Origin of the sequence: Chryseobacterium oleae, assembly GCF_900115055.1 — a bacterium.
Classification (GTDB): Bacteria; Bacteroidota; Bacteroidia; order Flavobacteriales; family Weeksellaceae; genus Chryseobacterium; species Chryseobacterium oleae.
In genome coordinates this window covers 408,976-426,953 of the sequence record NZ_FOVD01000002.1, presented here as the reverse complement: position 1 = coordinate 426,953, position 17,978 = coordinate 408,976, and the positions used below count along the sequence as shown (strand labels likewise).

The window sequence follows — 17,978 nt, the reverse complement described above, 5'->3', positions numbered from 1 at the left end:
GACTTACTATAAAGCTTACATACACCTCTTCTACAAACAACATCTTTTGAAGTATAAAAGTAAAACATCAATAAAATTTTATTATCAACAAGGGGATTAATTACTTATTTTATTGATTATAAACTTTAAATAACATAAAATTAATACGAATACAATTGCAATACCTCTATAATTTTAAAAAATTAGCATTGAAAATGTATTTTGAATACCATTTTTTATTACATTTAACCCATAATTCACAATTGATAGAAATGGATTTTTTTGAATATAAAGTCCAAAACGGAGATACGCTTCATTCTGTATCCTTCCGACTGGGCATGACCAGCGAAGAGCTCAGGCTTTTTCACAATTCCCGATGCAAAAGGATAGATACCCTATGGTTTGAAAACCTTAATGGTATTCAACAGCTTCTCGTACCGCTGAACTTTAAAACAGAAAAGCAAAAAGACCAGGAAAAGAAAAAAGCAGTCCCTCCTATTCAACTTCCCGATTCGTTTTTTCTGTCTACGTATCACATCAGTGAAACCTTTGAAGCTCCTATGGAAAATTATTTAGTGATAAATCACACTGTTCAGGTAGGTATCTGTGAGTGTAAATTTGAAAACCATTATGTTCTGACATTTAATCAAAAGAATTTTAAAATCAATAGCGAAATACCTGATGACAAAACAGGAAGCCTTTCAATAGCCTGCATAGAAAGTATTATGCCGATCGATTTTATCCTTTCTGACACCGGAAATATTATTGGATTTGCCGATCATGAAAGCACGATTCAAAAGTTTAAAGAAAAGCGTACAGACCTGGAGGAATTCTTTACAGGATCTGTTTCTAAGATGTATTTGGATACGTTTCTGGATAATATTTCTGACCGTGAATATTTTTTACGACAATTCAGGTCTACCCTGCTTTTTCAAACTTTATTTCCAAAAATGGATTGGTTCCACAAAAGATCGGCCTGGACTGAAAAGTTCTGTTTTTTTCAAAATTCTTTTCCTGTCCAATGCCTTATGGAAGCTGAATATGAAGACGAAGATCCCGATTATATTGTCACTGTTTTAAAAGGAAAAATCATAGATTCCTGCAGCCTTCAGGAGTTGAAACGTGGGATCCGGTTTGAAGCAGCGGAAGAGGAACCTGTTTCGGGAGAGATCATTCTTCAATACACCACCCATAAACATCACAAAAACCTGTTCCGGGCAGAATCATCGCTGAGTCTATGGCATGAAGATGCTCTGGTTCAAAAACACAGTATCACCATAACACAATGATTGCATGAAAAATTACATTATCCAGAAAGGCGACACTTTTGGCTTGCTCGCAAAGAAATTCGGACTGAAAGATGAGGCTATTTTAAAAACCTATCACAATCTCCACTGTCCCAAAGAAGATATTATGCATGAACAACCCGTTCCCGGAAAAACAGTGCTCATCCCTGAATATCCACAGTTTATAATTGAGGAAAATCAATCTCAGGAAGAGGTTGAAAATATTGAAGAGGAAGAAAATATAGATTCAATGGCCGGTGAAGATAATTGGCAGACAGCAAAAGACGAACAGTCATCTGAAAAAGAAGGACATGATCAAAAAGAAGACAATCAAAACAATGGTTGGGGTTCTGATGCTCATGACGGTAAATATTTTATTATTCAGAAAGCAACCGTTCAGTGCAATCAGGGATTTACATTTCCAAAATTCAAAGTCACCAGCCATGAAAAACATTACTGGAACGATGCCGAAGGACATCCAGATTATCTGGCTGTTACGGAAGATGATCTTCAGTTTGATCCTGCAGCTCAACCTTTCGGGCAGTGTAAGCTGAAACCTTCATCCACCGGCTATCTTCCCTGCGCCTATGCACCCGCGGGAAAATGGCAAAAAACCTACGAAAATGTGAAAGTCATGGGAAAAAGCTGTCTCACCGAAATCTCAGAACTCATATGCAGTACCGGTGGAAAAATCACCATTCTTAAACATGGCCAGCAAAGCGAAATCGGTAAGTCCCAGGCCTCCAATGCTGATACGTAGGAGCAACAGGTTTATAATCCGGTGGTGGATTATGATGAGTTTAAAGAGGATATTAATGACCAGCAATACTACGTTTAAGCCATGACAGGAATAATAACAGGTCCCCAGAATCCGATTGTTGGAACGAGTAACGATTATGAAATTAATGCTTTTAATATCCTTGGAGGCTTTAACAGCAGCTATGAATGGCATCTTTTCAAAAAGCAGAAAAACAGCACCTGGAAAGATATTACGGGAACTCCAAAAACAGGAAAGAAAGTTTCTTATCAATTTGGTGAAATTGCAACAGGAATTGAGTTTGAAATAAAAGTATATGAAACCCAGCAAGGACTTCTTCCCGGAACACCTGCCTCGAAAAAGCTGGCAGGAACTCTTGTACTGATTCCTGCAGCAGGGAAAATATCAAAGATCGACAAAGTTATTCTCTTCAACAGAAATAGAAAAGATGTGAACAAGGCGAGCTATCGTGATACATTAACGGCACAGGCCCACTGTATTGCTATGTTTGGTAAAGAAATAGAGTTTCAACTGTGGGAAGACGATGCAGCGGGAAAAGGCCATGATCCTGCTGTCAATAAAAACAACCGCCAGAATAAGGTTTATAAAGCAAGAGTTAATGAAAAAGGGATTGCAGAGGTAAGAATCTCACTGATGTCCGATGAAAAAATTCTCAGACAGATCGCCAATATGTTTCTGATGAGAGGCAGTCAAAATGAGGGAGCCAATCACGAATATTATGTTACCGCAAGTTATTACGGAAAAATACAGGGAGCCAGCAAAGTGAATGTAGATGTCGTCAACCCGGATCATAAAAGCGGACAACCTCCGGCAAAACCCCGCCCTAAACCAAAACCAGACACGCCCAAATTTCCAGCCGGGCAAAATGGAGGGACAAAGCAACCTGATCCGAAAGGCAATATTTTAGATGCCGTTTTCATCAATGATTCCGGAAAGGAACTGTCAAAAGTTAGTGTCGGAGATAAGGTAAGAGTAAGAATCCATTCCAAAAATATGGTTGGAAAGCATATTCAATACGTAATCTGGGAATACGATACAGGTTCTCACGATGAAATCTACCGAAGCGGAAATATTAAAATTCCAGCTGATGTATGTGACACTACCTCAGGATTTGTGATCACTAAAAGTGTTTTCGACAAAGGAAAAGATCTTCCCATCGGTGATCCGGATGCCCATGAACAGAATTATTTTATTGAAATAATTTCCATTGATTTTTCGGCAGAATCCAAAAGATTCGGTGTAGATTCAGATGGCCTGATGGAAGTGGAAAATGTGAGGAGTCCGGCGGTGGTGAAGGGAGAGGTGAAAACAAGTAGTAAGGCATGTGGTGGTAAATATTGTATTGACAAAAACTCTGTACCTAGTGAGCTAATAAGGGAAATTAATATCCGTTTAGCTGGTTTTGGAGGAAATGTCCCAACAGATAAATTTACAGATAAAACTGAAAAAATGATTAAGCAATTCCAGAAAGATTACATGAAAGTTTCCGAAACAGGCAAGGTATGTGGAAATGTTTTAAGAGCTATTGACGAGTTTTCTAAAAATTTTGATATTAATACAGCATTATGGAATCAACTTAAATGTAGCTGTACTACAAAAAATAAAAAGGTAAAAAGTAAGATTCGACGCATTGAGGAAATCAACAATTGTAAAGACTTTGGAGATAACACTGGACAAGGTATGTATAAAAAAAATGTTCAAGATGAAGCCTTTCATATGTATGAATATCCTGGTATACACAGATCACTTTTATTTGGATTTAAAGCTTTACAGTTTTATTTTAGTAAAAATGAAACATATAAAATTGATTCTTTTTCTTCAGGATATAGATGCAGATTTAAGAACTATTTAACAACAAACCATCAAGGAAAAGCGATTGATATCCAGTTCAGTAAAGGCAAATGGCAAATAAGAGGTCCTCAAAAGAAGAATCTTGCAGAATTAAGAAATATAAGAGATAGTATATTTATAAAATATTTAGGTGCTCAAAAAGAATGGCCTAATCCCAATTTATTTTCAATAGAGCCTATTGACTTATTATATGATAAGAATGGCAATCTTAGATATGATCATACTTTTAGTTGGATACATATGGATGTTCGAAAATTTGATTCAGTTTATCTTCAGGATAAGTACTTTTGTAAAAATTCGATAAATTTAAATGGAAAAAGTATTGCTCAGCTAGCAGTAGAATTAGGTTACACAAATACTTGCATTTGCTATGAAACATATCAATCTCAACAAAACAAACAAATCACAACAAATTCAGACCCCTGCGAAGATAAGTTCAAAAAAATAGCACCGATTATTTTAAAACATGAAGGAGGATATAAAAACGAACCATCTAAAGACAAAGGGGATCCTACCAATAGGGGAATATCATGGCCTGTATGGAAAAAATATGCAAAGGAAGATTTAGGAGTAGAGCCAACACAAGAAAATCAAAAAAAAATTACAGAAGAACAAGCAACCATTATTTATAGAAAAAGATATTGGGAACCTAAAGGATATTGTGAAATTAGTAATTTAAAAATAGCTCTTATGATTTATGACTGGACTATTACCTCCGGAGGAGCCATTAAAGAAGTTCAAAAATTATTAGTTAGTGAATTTGGCCAAAGTATTACTATAGATGGAGGTATGGGACAAGAAACTGCAAATGCGCTAAATCAACCGGAAGATCAAGAAAAGTTACTCAAACGAATAAGCGAAATAAGAAAAGCTTATTACGACTATGGAGCCTCGGAGAAATGGTTTTCAGAAGATTATTTAAATGGACTTAAAATTAGAGTCGACAAATGTTTAAATTACCAACTATAGATTTTAAATTATGATATATAGATTTTTATTAGTATTGACTTTCCTTCTTGGTATAACAGCTTCATGTAAAAAGCATGATTCTAAAGATAATAGATTTGTAAAGAGTATAGTTTTAAGCAAGAAAAATAATATCCCCGAAATATGGCGTTGGAAATCAGAAGATAAAAGCCAAGAGTTTACTTTGAAAATTTTGCGAATCACTAAAGATTCTTTATATGCACAGTATTGTGCGGTCTATAATAATGGACAAAAGCTTGATTGTGATTTTGAAAAAAATATTAATATAAAAACCGCTTTTAACATAGAAAAAAATGCATATGTTGGTAATTTTTTCAGCTTTTTTAATCCGAGCAAAGGAGTTTGTCTTATACAGAGAACTGGTAACGGCATAGTTTGGGAAATATTGGAAATCCCAAATGGAGAATATTATGCTCCTAACAAATGTATTTTAAAAAAAGAGGAAACTATTGAGGAAGACAAAAATAATTCGAAAGAGTTGACAAAATCTATTAAATCGTCAAGTATATTCCCTATAGATTATAAAAATTTTACAGAAAAGATTAAACTGGAAATTCTAAATGATAATAATATCAAAAAATTATTTCTACAAAAATATCAATTAGGTATAGATGCAATAGCAGAATTGCCTTCCAATGGAGATTATAAGTTATATATTGTAAATAATGTTAGTGGAGAAAGTGATTTACTATACCTTATCACAATTAAGGGAAGAAAATTAATAGACGGTTTAGAAATTGCTAATAGTAACGGCGATAGCGATGACACAACTGTGTTTTCTATTAATGAAATAGATGAAATTTTCATTTATTCAGAGAAAGATGATAAGAGAAAATTAATTAAATCATACTCTTTGAGTGATAAAGGAAATTTTAATATAAAAAAATAATTGGGAATAGTGTAAGCTTTAAAATTATTAACGAAATCTACTAATACATGATGAAAAATCTAGTTATTTTATTATCATTTATAAGCTCATTCTCTTGCAAAAAGGCACTAGAAAACGTTTCAAAACCCTCTATTTCCCAAGAAATTTCTTTTAATAAAAATTGGAGTGGTGATGTATTAATTTCAGATTTGAATTTTGTAAGCTCTATCGACCCAACTTGCAAATTAAATACTATTTTTTTTGATAGATCTGAAAAACAAGTTAAAGAGGATGATGCAAAATGTCCTTTATCCAAAATTAAGTTTGATTACGATAAATTAAATTCTATAAATAAAAAAAATATTATTGGGAAACTTAATTCTAATACAGAATTATTCATCAAAAATTCAGTTTCTAAAAACAATAATGCTGATTTAAGCTATCAAATAACACTGTATATAGAAAAAAATAAAACTATATCTGATTCAATTGTCATTTACCAATCTCTTAATTATTCAGAATCATTAACCGTAAAAACAAAGTATTACTATCTTGATAAAAATGAAATTTATTTACTAGATGTAGCAGAAGATGAATCCGGAGCAAATGTTGAAAAATGGGAGCATTATAAAATAAATTCTTCAGCCAAGATATGTTTAGTAAAACAAAAATCTTTTTTGAAAGATAATAATGTTACGAAAAGCAATATTGATTTTTGGAAAGGAGTATATCATTTTGAAGCATCAAATAGAGACGAGGCAAAAACCATTTTTGATATAACAATAAATTCATTGGAGGATGTTTCCGTAGATCTCACCGAAGAAGGAAGGAAAAATAAATATTCTCCACTAAAAGCTGAAGAAGTCAATAATGGAAAAATTAAAATAAATTACAATAATACTTCTGGAGATATGGGGATTATTTGTATTGAGAAATATGACAACAATTACTTTATTTCAGGAAGCCCAATATACTTTATCAATCCTGGGAATAATGAAATGCCTTTGCACAAATTGAAATAATGTTAAAAAAATAGTCATTGAAATTATAATATAAACCGTTTATATTCCAAATGAAAACAATAGTTCTCATATTATTAATAGTCACAATACAAAGCTGTAATGGACAGGGAAAAAATAAAAAAGAAGTTTCAAATAAGGTAAATATTACAGAAAACTTAATTCAATTAGTTAAAGTTAATTGTAATCAAGAGAATTCTGATCCACCTAATTATGTATTAAACTGTGAAAACTTCAATATTTCAAATACAACTATTGAAGGAGCTGATAAAAATAGATATGAACTCATTATGCTTATTTTTAATGATATTGAAAAAGCTATCATTAGGAAAATTAATAATGAAGATTTGGAAACCTCAACACCAACAATATATTTTTCAAATACTTCTAAAAATTACGTGATATTCTTCCCAATAAATGGTGATAATCATTTTGGCTGGAAACTATATCTATATAAAAACAAAATCTTATATCCACTTGGGCAAAGAGTAATGTATTGGAAGCCTGAATATGAGGAATCAAACGTTAATTACTCAGACATATTGAACATATATGAAGTAAACGACCATATTATTTTAGAGATACCGGATAAATATATTATTAAAAATGATAATGATTATAAAAATTATCCAAACTACTCTGACGGAAAATACTATGAAAAAGAAGACAGATTATATTATGAATTTTCCACATCAAAAATCGAATATTACAAGAAGTATAAAAGTGGGCTTTTTGAAGGGGATTATAATAAGATGATCAATAATAATATCATTGATTTGGTAAAATAATTTCCATGTCAAAATAAGTGTCACTGAGTTTTATAAACTGACAAATTTTAATATAAATAACTGACTCCATGGTGCACCATTTTATAAACAGATTAAGTAAATGAAGATATATATAGCAATCCCAATTTTTAGTGCATTCATTTTTTTGGATTGTAAACAAAATTCAACGAAACTACAGCCAAAAACAGAAACTACAAATACATCTGCACCATTACAAAAGATTGATGGTAAATGGACATTTAATTGCAATTCGAAAAATAGTATTGTTTTTTTGCCAAATCTTAACAGTGCCCAATTCACCATTACAGGCAGGTTTTCAATGAATGCGGAATTAAAGAAAATTGGAGTCAATAAGTACGAGCTTTATTTCACAGATTTTCCACCTATCATTCCACTTCCTGATGAAATGCAAAATTGGGAGAACCTTGATAATAAAAAGGCTGTTGGAACTTTGGAAATTATTAATGAGTCAAAAATAAATTTAACATGGTTCGGATTCTATTACAGGAAAGAAAAAAATATATACAAATAGAGAATCCTTTCAATAAAAATAGCTCCACAGCAACAATAATCCATTGTATCTAGTCATTTTTTTAAAAACTTTTAAACCCCAGATTTAATCAACTTTAAAGAAGAATATTCATTATTTTTAAGCCCTATAAATTCAAATTATTCTCCATGAAAAAAATTAGTTTCTTCTGCCTTGGTCTTTTAGTGTTTACAGGCTGTCAAAATGAATCAAAAAAAACAGTCAATGAAACTACCGTAACAGTTAAAAAAGACAGCGCTACGGCTATAAAACCAGCCGTTGAAAATACACCTATTACTGAAACCAAGGGAATTCTCACCCAAAAAGAATGTACTGAAAAACAGGTGGAATACGAAACTGAGATGGAATGCATCTTTAAAAATACTTCTATTGATGAAGTTTACAGAAGAACAATCAAAGATAAAGAAGTAGAAAAATCAGAACTGCTATTGGCCAATCTTCCTAAAGCAAATTCGACAAAAGAAATAAACCAAGATGGCCTTATTTCCATAACTTACACCGTTGGTCCTAAAAAAACTGACATTGAATTCTTTTTTGAAGGCGGAGTAACAACTATAAGCCTGGAACAGCAGAATAAGGACGTTAAAAGAACGATTATTCACAGCGCAGATTAAAACCGCGTTCATAGGTCACGTGATAATTTAAACCAAAAATATCCTGAGTTTAAAAAATATTTTATACCTTCGCTTGGTGAATTTCAATAACGGAACATATTATTATAGAATTTTTGACTCAAATCTGGGCTAGGATTCTTATGAACATAACTTAAAACCTCGTCCTAGGACGGGGTTTTTTATTTTAAAAAATTTAAAAAGATGAAAATTAGTATTATTGGTGCAGGTTTAATCGGGGGTTCAATGGCTTTAAAACTAAGAGAAAAAGGCATTGCAGATTTCATCTACGGAATCGATAACAATCAGGAGCATATCCGCGAAGCATTGGAACTTCATATTATAGACGCAGGTACAGACCTTGAATATGGCGTTAAAAATGCTGACTTTATCATTATTGCCGTTCCGGTAGACGCGGCCAGAAAGCTGCTGCCTGATGTCCTCGATTTGATTTCCGATGAACAAACCGTGATGGATGCCGGATCTACAAAAGCAGGAATCGTAAATGCGGTCAAAGACCATCCAAAACGCTCAAGATTTGTAGCTTTTCACCCGATGTGGGGTACTGAAAACAGTGGTCCGGCATCTGCGGTTTCCAACAGTTTCTCAGGAAAGGCCGGAGTGATCTGCAATAAAGAAGAATCCGCACCCGACGCCCTTCAACTGGCAGAAAAAGTAGCAGAAAGCCTTGACATGCACCTGATCTACATGAACGCAGAAGACCACGACATCCATACTGCCTATATTTCACATATTTCACACATTACATCTTACGCTCTGGCCAATACCGTTTTGGAAAAAGAGCGTGAAGAGGAAACCATTTTCCAGCTGGCCAGTTCCGGTTTCTCCAGTACGGTACGTCTTGCGAAATCGCATCCCGAAATGTGGGTTCCTATCTTTAAACAAAATAAGGAAAACGTTCTGGATGTTCTGAACGAGCACATCAGCCAACTCAGAAAATTCAAAGCCGCGCTGGAAAAAGAAAACTATGAGTACCTAGAAGAACTGATTACCAATGCGAACAGGATCAGAGGAATATTGAGGTAATTAGGTGGTAGGTAGCAGGTTGCAGGTAATAGGTGGTCAAAGTTTGAAAGTACAGCCTTTGATTTTATTACTGAATGCAAAAAATAGTGATAAAAGACACCGAATACGAATAATTTTTTTATCGAGTCCTATCACCTGCAACCTACCATCTACTACCTGCCACCTTCTTAAAACTTCATCATCAGTCCCACTCCATTACCGTTATTCACAACGTAATAGCTTGGAGTAAATTTTGATGCAGCGGTATTTCTGTAGTTATTAATGGCATCTTTCATTTTGGAATGTCCTGCCAGTTTCAGCGTAACCCCAACTCCCATTCCGATAAGACCGATGATCAAAGGCACAGGAGATCCATTTTTTGGTTCACCGTTTCTTACGTTCGTATCGCTAGCCTTGGAAAGATTCAGAACCCCGCCTACCACAAAACAGGCGGCTCCTCCGACAACAAATGCTGTTCCCAGGTTATTGACCGTTCTTCCTTTCATATATCCTGAATCCTGCTTCTGAAGAAGATAATTTTTGATATCATACTTTTCGGTAAGTTTAGGATTTTCCTGTTTCGGTTCAGACACCGTTGCTACAGGAGTTTCAGTAGGGATTTTTTCAATTTCATTTGGACTAGCTTCCTGAACCGCTTTCACAGAGTTTTCATAGAGAAATTCCTCTGCTCCGTTCTGCACATTTTTGTAGGTCACTTTTCCTTTGATGAATTTAAGATCCTTATACTGAATAGTCATTCCGTTTTGAGTGGTAATCGTTCCTTTCGGAGAAGTTTCAGGAATACTGATTTGAGAATAGGCAGCCAAAGAGGCACCGATACACAGCAGTGTAAAGAATTTTTTCATGATTGTTAATTTTTCAGGCAAAAATATCTGTTTTTATCGGAAATGCAAATTTATTTTTAGGTGGAAGGTGGCAGATGGTAGGTAGCAGGTAGTAGGTAGCAGGTTATAGGTCGCGGGTAACGGGTAACGGGATTTTACAACAATTTTATTGATATCCGGTGCTTTTATCCTTGTTTTCTATGCATTCAGTAATACATCAAAGGCTGTACTTTCAAACTTTGACCACCTATTACCTGCAACCTGCGACCTACTATCTGCCACCTCTTTTCATAATCAACTTTTTAACTTTATTAAAAAATATTTTAACTTTATTAAAAAAAATAGTATTTTCGTAAAAAATTAATTGATGAAACTGCCAACTGTCTGTCCAAGTTGTGACAATACTTTAAATGTAAGCCAGATGAAATGCCCGAACTGTAAAACGGAGGTAAGCGGCGATTACGAGCTTCCCGTTCTGCTTAAGCTAAACCGTGAAGAGCAGGAGTTTGTTCTTAATTTTTTCCTTTCCAGCGGAAGCATTAAAGAAATGGCGAAACAAGCGGGCCTTTCCTACCCGACCATGAGAAACAAAATGGACGATCTGATCACTAAAGTCGGACAACTGAAAACTAACCTGTAAACTCACCATGATGAACTGGAAAACAATTTTTAATCCTTTTGAAAGATTTGATGATAAGGTATTGCTCGGTGTTGGGATATTGGCAACAGCTTTGGCTATTTTGATGGGTTACTGGACAGGTACTTATTTCAGCAGTATTTATAGGATTAACAGTTTAGATAAGGTGACCGTTCAGGCTGTAGCTGTTCCTACCCTAATCAGTTTTTCGTATGCTATCGTAATTCTATTTGTACTGGGTAAGATTTTAAACAGCAAAACAAGGTTCATTGATATCGTTAATACCGTATTAATTTCACAGCTTCTACTGGTTCTCCTGCAGGCAACAGACAGGTTATCATTTGTAAAAGAATCTCAGAAAAAAGTGATCGCTCATCAGACCCATCCTTCTGATCCGTTACCCGTTTTAGACATTGCCGTGACCCTGACTATGGCATCGTTTGCCATTATTATTTTAATCTATAGTATAACCCTTTATTATAACGGCTTTAAGACAGCAACCAATATCAAAAAATGGCAGCATATCGTTCTTTTTGCAGCGGTATCCATGATTATGACTTTGGTATGTCAAATTCTACTATCTAAATACATCTAAATATCATGAAAATCAAACTCTTACTTGTGCTGGTCTTTCTGGCACACATTTGTCACGCCCAAATCGAGGGAACCTGGAACGGTGAAGTGGATATCCAGACGATGAAACTTCCCGTCGTACTGAAAATTAAAAAAGGGCCTGAAGGATACACCTCACAGCTCAACAGTCCTAAGCAAAGCAAAGATGACATTCCTGTAGACAAAACGGCTTTCAGTAACAATGAGCTTAGTTTTGACATTAAAAAAATCAATGCCAGCTACAAAGGTGTTTTCAAAGAGGATCATTTTGAAGGAAATCTGAATCAGAATGGAAAAATACTTCCTTTAAATCTGTTCAGAAATCATCCGGTTTCTAAAAATACTGAAGCACAGTATCTCAACGGAAAGGCCATTAACAAGGAAAAAATTGATGATTTCCTGAATTATATTGCAGCAAAAAATCAGGGGATCGGGAGTGTTTCTATTTTCAGAAATGGCGTCCAGGAATACCACAAAGATTTTGGACAGTCACAACTAAAAAATGTGACTTACGATAAAGACACTCAATATCAGATAGGCTCCATCAGTAAGATGATTACGGCTGTGATGCTGATGCAATTGGTTGAAAACGGAAAGCTTAAACTGAATGATAAGCTGTCAAAATACTATCCTGAAATTCCCAACGCTCAAAAAATTACCATACAGCAGATGCTGAACCATACGAGCGGACTCGGTGATTATGTAGGTGAACCAGAGGATAACTGGCTTTTCGGAAAAGCAGTTGGAGACAAGGCAATCATTGCAGAAATTAAAAAACTGGGCGTAAGTTTTGAACCGGGAAAGAAAACCAAATATTCCAATTCAGCGTATTTTCTTTTAAGCAGAATTCTGGAAAAGCTGTCTGGGAAACCCTATAATGTCATCCTGAAAGAGAATATTCTTGAAAAAGCAGGAATGAAGCATACATTCTCTGTACTGGACAATCCTAAAAATGTCTTTAAATCCTACAAATTTACAGATGGAAGCTGGAAAGAAGTGGCGGATTTCGATTTCCACAACTGCATTGGCTTAGGAGATATTACTTCCACTACGGAGGATATGAATACCTTTATTGATGCTTTATTCAATGGAAAATTCATAAAAAAGGAAACCCTGGAAATGATGACTTCCAATAAAGAAGAGAAGTTTTTCGGGACGGGAATAATGAAAGTACCGTTCTACAACATCATTGCCTACGGACATGGTGGCGACACGGCCGGCTCTCACTCTATATTAAACTATGAGCCAACGGACAAACTTTCTTTTGCGGTAACCGTTAATGGAGAAAATTTAGCCCACAATGATTTATACGTGGGAATTTTAAATCAATTGTATGGAAGAGACTATCAATATCCGTCATTTGATACAAAATCAGATGCTGATCTGGAGAAATATGCCGGAGAATATGAAACAAAAGAAATTCCGATTCCGTTGACTATATTTTCTAAAGACGGAATCTTGTATGCACAGGGAAAAGGACAGCCTGAATTTCCGCTGGAAAATATTGAAAAAAATAAATACAGGTTTGAACAAGCTGACATTGTCATGCTCTTCATGCCAGAAAGCAAGCAAATGCAATTGATTCAGAAAGGGAAGACTTATTTGTTGAATAAAAAGTAGTTATAAAGAATTAAGGGATTGAGAAATTAGGAGATTGAGAAGATAAGATATGTCAAAATTATTTTCTTATTACAAGTTTTAAATTAAAACCCAACTTAATCTCTCAATCTCCTAATCTCTGAATTTTTTAATTTTTGCCATACCGATCTAAAAAAATCCTTAGACTCATCATCTAAGGATTTTATATGTAAAACAGTATACTTTTTCTTTTAACATTCAGGAACGTTGACTGCAATGGCAAGTCCGCCTTCTGAGGTTTCCTTGAAACGGTCACTCATCGATAAAGCTGTTTCCCACATGGTTTGGATCACTTCATCCAGCGTTACTTTTGCTTTTGTCGGATCACTTTCCAAAGCAATATTTGCGGCTGTGATGGCTTTCATTGCGCCCATTGTATTTCTTTCAATGCATGGGATTTGTACAAGACCTTTGATAGGATCACAGGTCAGTCCAAGGTGATGTTCCATGGCAATTTCTGCTGCCATCATGACCTGTCCGATGCTTCCGCCTAAGATTTCCGTCAATCCTCCCGCAGCCATCGCTGACGAAACTCCGATCTCTGCCTGACATCCGCCCATTGCCGCAGAAATAGTGGCATTTTTCTTGAATAAAGTTCCGATCTCTCCGGCAACAAGTAAAAATCGTACAATATCATCTTCGCTGGTACATTCCGTAAAGGCCTGCGAATACATTAAAACCGCCGGAATAACTCCGCTGGCTCCATTGGTAGGTGCCGTGATAATTCTTCCGAAACTTGCGTTTTCTTCATTCACTGCCAGGGCAAAACACGCAATCCATTTATTGATATTGGTGAAGTTTTCTTCTGCATCAACGACCTGTTGGAACCACTCATCAATATTTTTATAGACTTTGTCTCCTAAAAGTTTTCTGTTGATTCCTGCCGCTCTTCTGGTCACATTCAGGCCTCCGGGAAGGATGCCTTCTTTATTAACGCCTTTGTAGATGCATTCTTTTATATTCTTCCAGATATTAAGCGCTTGTAGTCTGGTTTCTTCCGGGGTTCTCCAGCTTTCTTCATTGATCATAATCAGATCTGAAAACTTTTTCAATCCCAGTTTATCACAGTATTTTACAATATCCGAACCGTGATGGCAAGGATACAGTGTTCGGACGCAATGTTTTTCTATGGAGTTTTTTTCCTGGCTTGCGATAAAACCACCGCCTACAGAATAGAAATCCTGAACCAGTTCGGTTCCGTCTTCAAAAACAGCTTTGAAAATCATTCCGTTCGGATGAAAATCAAGGGATTTCTGCATATTTAAAATCAAGTGATAGCCGTAGATAAAAGGAATTTCTTTTTCTCCACCCAGATTAATGATCTGGTCTTTTTTGATCTTCTCTATTTTTTCATCAATTTTTGATGTATTGATGGTCGTAAAATCCTCACCATTTAATCCAAGCATTCCGGCAATATCCGTTCCGTGCCCGATTCCCGTTTTCGCTAAAGAACCGAAAAACTCAAGGAAAACTTCCTTCACTTCAGCAATGGATCTTTCCCTTTTTATAATTCTGATAAATGCAGAAGCTGCATTCCATGGTCCCATCGTGTGCGAACTGGACGGGCCTATTCCTACTTTAATAATCTCAAAAACCGATATTGATTCCATAGATAATTCTTCATTTTCCTCTTACAACAAAGATACGCGATAAATCCCAATAAAAGCATCCCCGGATCTTAGAATTCATAACAGTTCACAAATCATGAGACGCCTTTAATACGTATTTTGTAAATTAGCTGTGTACAGTGTTACCTCTTCAACCTATTATAAAATTCCTCACTTTTTAATCATTTCGAATGGATACATTAATTAAGAATATTGGTCAGCATGTCAGCTTAAGTCCTGAAGAAATTGCTATTTTTAAAAGCTTCTGGACGGAAAAAACATTGGAAAAGGGCGAATTCCTTTTAAGAAACGGAGAAATTTGCCGTTATGACAGCTATATTGTTTCAGGGGTTTTAAAGGCCTTCTGCATCAATGCTGAAAACGGAAATGAAGAGATCCTTTTTTTAGCTATAGACCATTGGTGGGCAACGGATATCTCCAGCTTTTCTAAACAAAATGCTTCTATTTACAATATCCAGGCTGTAGAAAAAACAAGCCTTTTGCAGATCAGCCATCAGTCTTTTCAAAAAATGCTGCAGGAAATCCCTTCTCTGGAAAGATACTTCAGGATTATTTTAGAAAGTTATCTGGGAACTCTTGAGAAAAGGATCGTATTCAACAATATGTACAAAGCTGAGCAGAAGTATTATGATTTCCTCGATACTTATCCGGATATTGTCTCCAGGGTTCCGCAATATCTGATTGCCTCCTATTTAGGTGTCTCCGCCGAATTTATTAGCCGAATACGAAAAAAAAATAAATCCTCTTGAACTAGATCAATTTTTAAGGAATGAATAATCAGGAATTTTGCTGTTATAAATTTATAATAATGAAAGTATTGATTATCAACGCCAGTGTAAGAAATGAAAGATCTTACAGCCGAAAACTCACTCAACTTTTTGTCGAAAACTGGAAAAGCAAATATCCTCTTGATGTATTTACGTACCGGGAAACAGGCATCGACAGTATTCCTAACATTAACGAAGCCTGGATCGCTGGAGCCTTCAAAAAGCCGGCAGACAGAACAGAAGAAAACCAAAAAGCATTACAAATAAGCGATGAGCTTGTACAGGAGCTTAAAGAGCACGACATCTATGTCATTGGAACTCCCATGTACAACTGGACAATTCCAAGTGGTCTAAAAGCTTATATAGATCAGGTAATGCGGATCAATGAAACCTGGAAATTCAGGTCAGGAGTTCCCGATGGAGACTATGTTGGTTTGCTCGAAAACAAAAAAGCATTTATATTATCTGCCCGCGGCGATACCGGATACGGAGAAAATGAAAAGAACGGACATATCAACTTTCAAACGCCCTATTTAAAACATATTTTCGGAATTATGGGAGTTAAAGACATTCGTATTTTCTCATTAGACAATGAAGAATTTGGAGGTGAGGTCTTTGAAAAATCAAAAGATAACATTTTCAGTGCCGTCCAGTCTATTGAATAGGATTTAGAAACTATCCTTTTAATTTCAATATCACAATCAGGGTATTCGGCTATCAACTGTGCCCTGATTTTCTTTTAATTACCATCACTTGAAACTCTCCTGATGCTGAGAAAGATCGAGTCCCATCTCTTCAGATTCTTCGGAAACCCTCAATGTAATGATGGAATCTGTAATTTTATATAAAAGCAGCGAACCAAAGAAGGTAAAAGCCGAAACAAGAGCCAAAGCCGCCATATGATGACCAAAAACACCAATTCCACCATGAAGAAGGCTAGCATTTTCACCATGGGCAAAAATAGCGGTCAGGATCATTCCCATGATCCCTCCTACTCCATGGCAGGCAAAAACATCAAGGGTATCATCTATTTTCTTCAACGCTTTCCAGTTCATCATCAGATTGGAAACGATAGCAGCAGCAAATCCTATAAAAAGACTCTCCGGAATAGTGACAAAGCCACAGCCGGGAGTAATCGCAACCAAACCGACTACAGCACCAATACACGCTCCCAGTGCAGAAACACTTCTGCCATTGATCCTGTCGAAAAAAATCCAGGTCATCATCGCAGAGGCAGACGCAATTGTAGTGGTTCCAAAAGCCATGGCTGCAGAAGCATTTGCACTTAAAGCAGATCCGGCATTGAACCCAAACCAACCGAACCATAACATTCCGGTTCCCAAGAGAACATAAGGAATATTGGAAGGCTCATGGTGAGGATTTTTTCTGTTTCCAAGAACCAAAGCTCCGGCCAAAGCAGCGAATCCGGCGCTCATATGAACGACAGTTCCGCCTGCAAAGTCTTTTACACCGAAATATTTATTTAAAAGTCCGTCCGGATGCCACACCATATGACAAAGTGGTGTATAGATAAAAATGCTGAAAAGCACCATGAACAGAAGATAAGAAATGAAGCGAACCCGTTCGGCAAAAGAACCGGTAATAAGCGCAGGTGTAATCACTGCAAACTTCATCTGAAAAAGGGCAAAAAGCACAAAAGGAATAGTAGAAGCCATCGTTTTATGAGGCAACACCCCTACACGACTAAAAAATGGATAACTCAGCGGATTTCCGATGATCCCGTAGTGCACTCCATTGATCTCAAATCCTAAAGAATCCCCGAAAGACAGAGAAAACCCGACAACCACCCACAAAATAGAAATAACTCCGAGCGCAATAAAGCTCTGCAGCATGGTAGAGATTACATTTTTCTTACCAACCATTCCTCCGTAAAAGAACGACAAGCCGGGTGTCATAAGTAATACGAGACCCGCTGCTGCCAAAATCCATGCTACGTCGGCTCCCACAATTTTATCTTCGCCAAGAAATTCTCCGGTGTTGGGAAAATCAACGATCGGGCTCCAAAAAAGTCCTCCGAATGCCACAAGGGTAATGACCGAGAATGAAACGATCCATTTTAAACCAATTTTCATACAGTTTATATTTAA

17 protein-coding genes are annotated in these 17,978 nt (G+C 35.9%); 14 read left to right on the top strand and 3 right to left on the bottom strand.

Annotation, left to right across the window (positions count from 1 at the left end; genetic code table 11):
• The first annotated feature begins 251 nt into the window (after positions 1-251).
• From BM143_RS09105 to BM143_RS09065, 9 genes are all read left to right on the top strand, one after another.
• Positions 252-1,268: a hypothetical protein gene (locus tag BM143_RS09105; RefSeq protein ID WP_090024196.1), complete on the top strand. Its 1,017-nt coding sequence runs from the start codon at positions 252-254 to the stop codon at positions 1,266-1,268.
• Positions 1,269-1,272: 4 nt separating this feature from the next.
• Positions 1,273-2,025, top strand: coding sequence for a DUF4280 and LysM peptidoglycan-binding domain-containing protein (locus BM143_RS09100; protein WP_090024195.1), 753 nt, complete (start codon positions 1,273-1,275; stop codon positions 2,023-2,025).
• 81 nt (positions 2,026-2,106) lie between these two features.
• On the top strand, positions 2,107-4,863 hold the full coding sequence (locus BM143_RS09095; RefSeq protein WP_228430739.1) for a glycosyl hydrolase 108 family protein: 2,757 nt from the start codon (positions 2,107-2,109) through the stop codon (positions 4,861-4,863).
• Positions 4,864-4,873: 10 nt separating this feature from the next.
• Positions 4,874-5,770, top strand: coding sequence for a hypothetical protein (locus tag BM143_RS09090; protein WP_090024194.1), 897 nt, complete (start codon positions 4,874-4,876; stop codon positions 5,768-5,770).
• 47 nt (positions 5,771-5,817) lie between these two features.
• Positions 5,818-6,771 (top strand): hypothetical protein, encoded by a 954-nt coding sequence (locus tag BM143_RS09085; protein WP_090024193.1) that lies wholly within the window; start codon positions 5,818-5,820, stop codon positions 6,769-6,771.
• A 50-nt stretch (positions 6,772-6,821) separates the two neighbouring features.
• The gene (locus BM143_RS09080; protein ID WP_090024192.1) at positions 6,822-7,556 is read left to right on the top strand and encodes a hypothetical protein; all 735 of its coding nucleotides are present in this window, start codon (positions 6,822-6,824) and stop codon (positions 7,554-7,556) included.
• Positions 7,557-7,656: 100 nt separating this feature from the next.
• Positions 7,657-8,088, top strand: coding sequence for a hypothetical protein (locus tag BM143_RS09075; protein ID WP_090024191.1), 432 nt, complete (start codon positions 7,657-7,659; stop codon positions 8,086-8,088).
• A 146-nt stretch (positions 8,089-8,234) separates the two neighbouring features.
• A complete protein-coding gene (locus tag BM143_RS09070; protein ID WP_090024190.1) occupies positions 8,235-8,720 on the top strand; it encodes a hypothetical protein in 486 nt (161 codons plus the stop codon).
• A gap of 201 nt (positions 8,721-8,921) precedes the next feature.
• Positions 8,922-9,764, top strand: coding sequence for a prephenate dehydrogenase (locus BM143_RS09065; protein ID WP_090024189.1), 843 nt, complete (start codon positions 8,922-8,924; stop codon positions 9,762-9,764).
• Between the two features lie 167 nt (positions 9,765-9,931).
• Here BM143_RS09065 and BM143_RS09060 read toward each other — a convergent pair whose 3' ends face one another.
• On the bottom strand, positions 9,932-10,609 hold the full coding sequence (locus tag BM143_RS09060) for a hypothetical protein (RefSeq protein ID WP_090024188.1): 678 nt from the start codon (positions 10,607-10,609) through the stop codon (positions 9,932-9,934).
• 346 nt (positions 10,610-10,955) lie between these two features.
• On the opposite strand from BM143_RS09060, the gene BM143_RS09055 reads away from it, so the two are divergent.
• The 3 genes from BM143_RS09055 to BM143_RS09045 are packed head-to-tail and all read left to right on the top strand — an operon-like array spanning position 10,956 to position 13,457.
• Positions 10,956-11,228, top strand: a complete 273-nt coding sequence (locus BM143_RS09055) for a DUF2089 family protein (RefSeq protein WP_090024187.1) — start codon at positions 10,956-10,958, stop codon at positions 11,226-11,228.
• Between the two features lie 7 nt (positions 11,229-11,235).
• On the top strand, positions 11,236-11,820 hold the full coding sequence (locus tag BM143_RS09050; protein ID WP_090024186.1) for a YIP1 family protein: 585 nt from the start codon (positions 11,236-11,238) through the stop codon (positions 11,818-11,820).
• Positions 11,821-11,825: 5 nt separating this feature from the next.
• Positions 11,826-13,457 (top strand): serine hydrolase domain-containing protein, encoded by a 1,632-nt coding sequence (locus tag BM143_RS09045; protein WP_090024185.1) that lies wholly within the window; start codon positions 11,826-11,828, stop codon positions 13,455-13,457.
• A 209-nt stretch (positions 13,458-13,666) separates the two neighbouring features.
• Here BM143_RS09045 and BM143_RS09040 read toward each other — a convergent pair whose 3' ends face one another.
• Positions 13,667-15,085 (bottom strand): L-serine ammonia-lyase, encoded by a 1,419-nt coding sequence (locus BM143_RS09040; RefSeq protein WP_090024184.1) that lies wholly within the window; start codon positions 15,083-15,085, stop codon positions 13,667-13,669.
• A 188-nt stretch (positions 15,086-15,273) separates the two neighbouring features.
• Here BM143_RS09040 and BM143_RS09035 point away from each other — a divergent pair, with 188 nt between their 5' ends.
• Both BM143_RS09035 and BM143_RS09030 read left to right on the top strand, forming a co-directional pair.
• The gene (locus BM143_RS09035; RefSeq protein WP_090024183.1) at positions 15,274-15,852 is read left to right on the top strand and encodes a Crp/Fnr family transcriptional regulator; all 579 of its coding nucleotides are present in this window, start codon (positions 15,274-15,276) and stop codon (positions 15,850-15,852) included.
• 59 nt (positions 15,853-15,911) lie between these two features.
• On the top strand, positions 15,912-16,535 hold the full coding sequence (locus BM143_RS09030; protein ID WP_228430737.1) for an FMN-dependent NADH-azoreductase: 624 nt from the start codon (positions 15,912-15,914) through the stop codon (positions 16,533-16,535).
• A gap of 84 nt (positions 16,536-16,619) precedes the next feature.
• Here the strand turns inward: BM143_RS09030 and BM143_RS09025 are convergent, their stop codons facing one another.
• On the bottom strand, positions 16,620-17,963 hold the full coding sequence (locus tag BM143_RS09025) for an ammonium transporter (RefSeq protein WP_090024182.1): 1,344 nt from the start codon (positions 17,961-17,963) through the stop codon (positions 16,620-16,622).
• Positions 17,964-17,978: the final 15 nt, after the last annotated feature.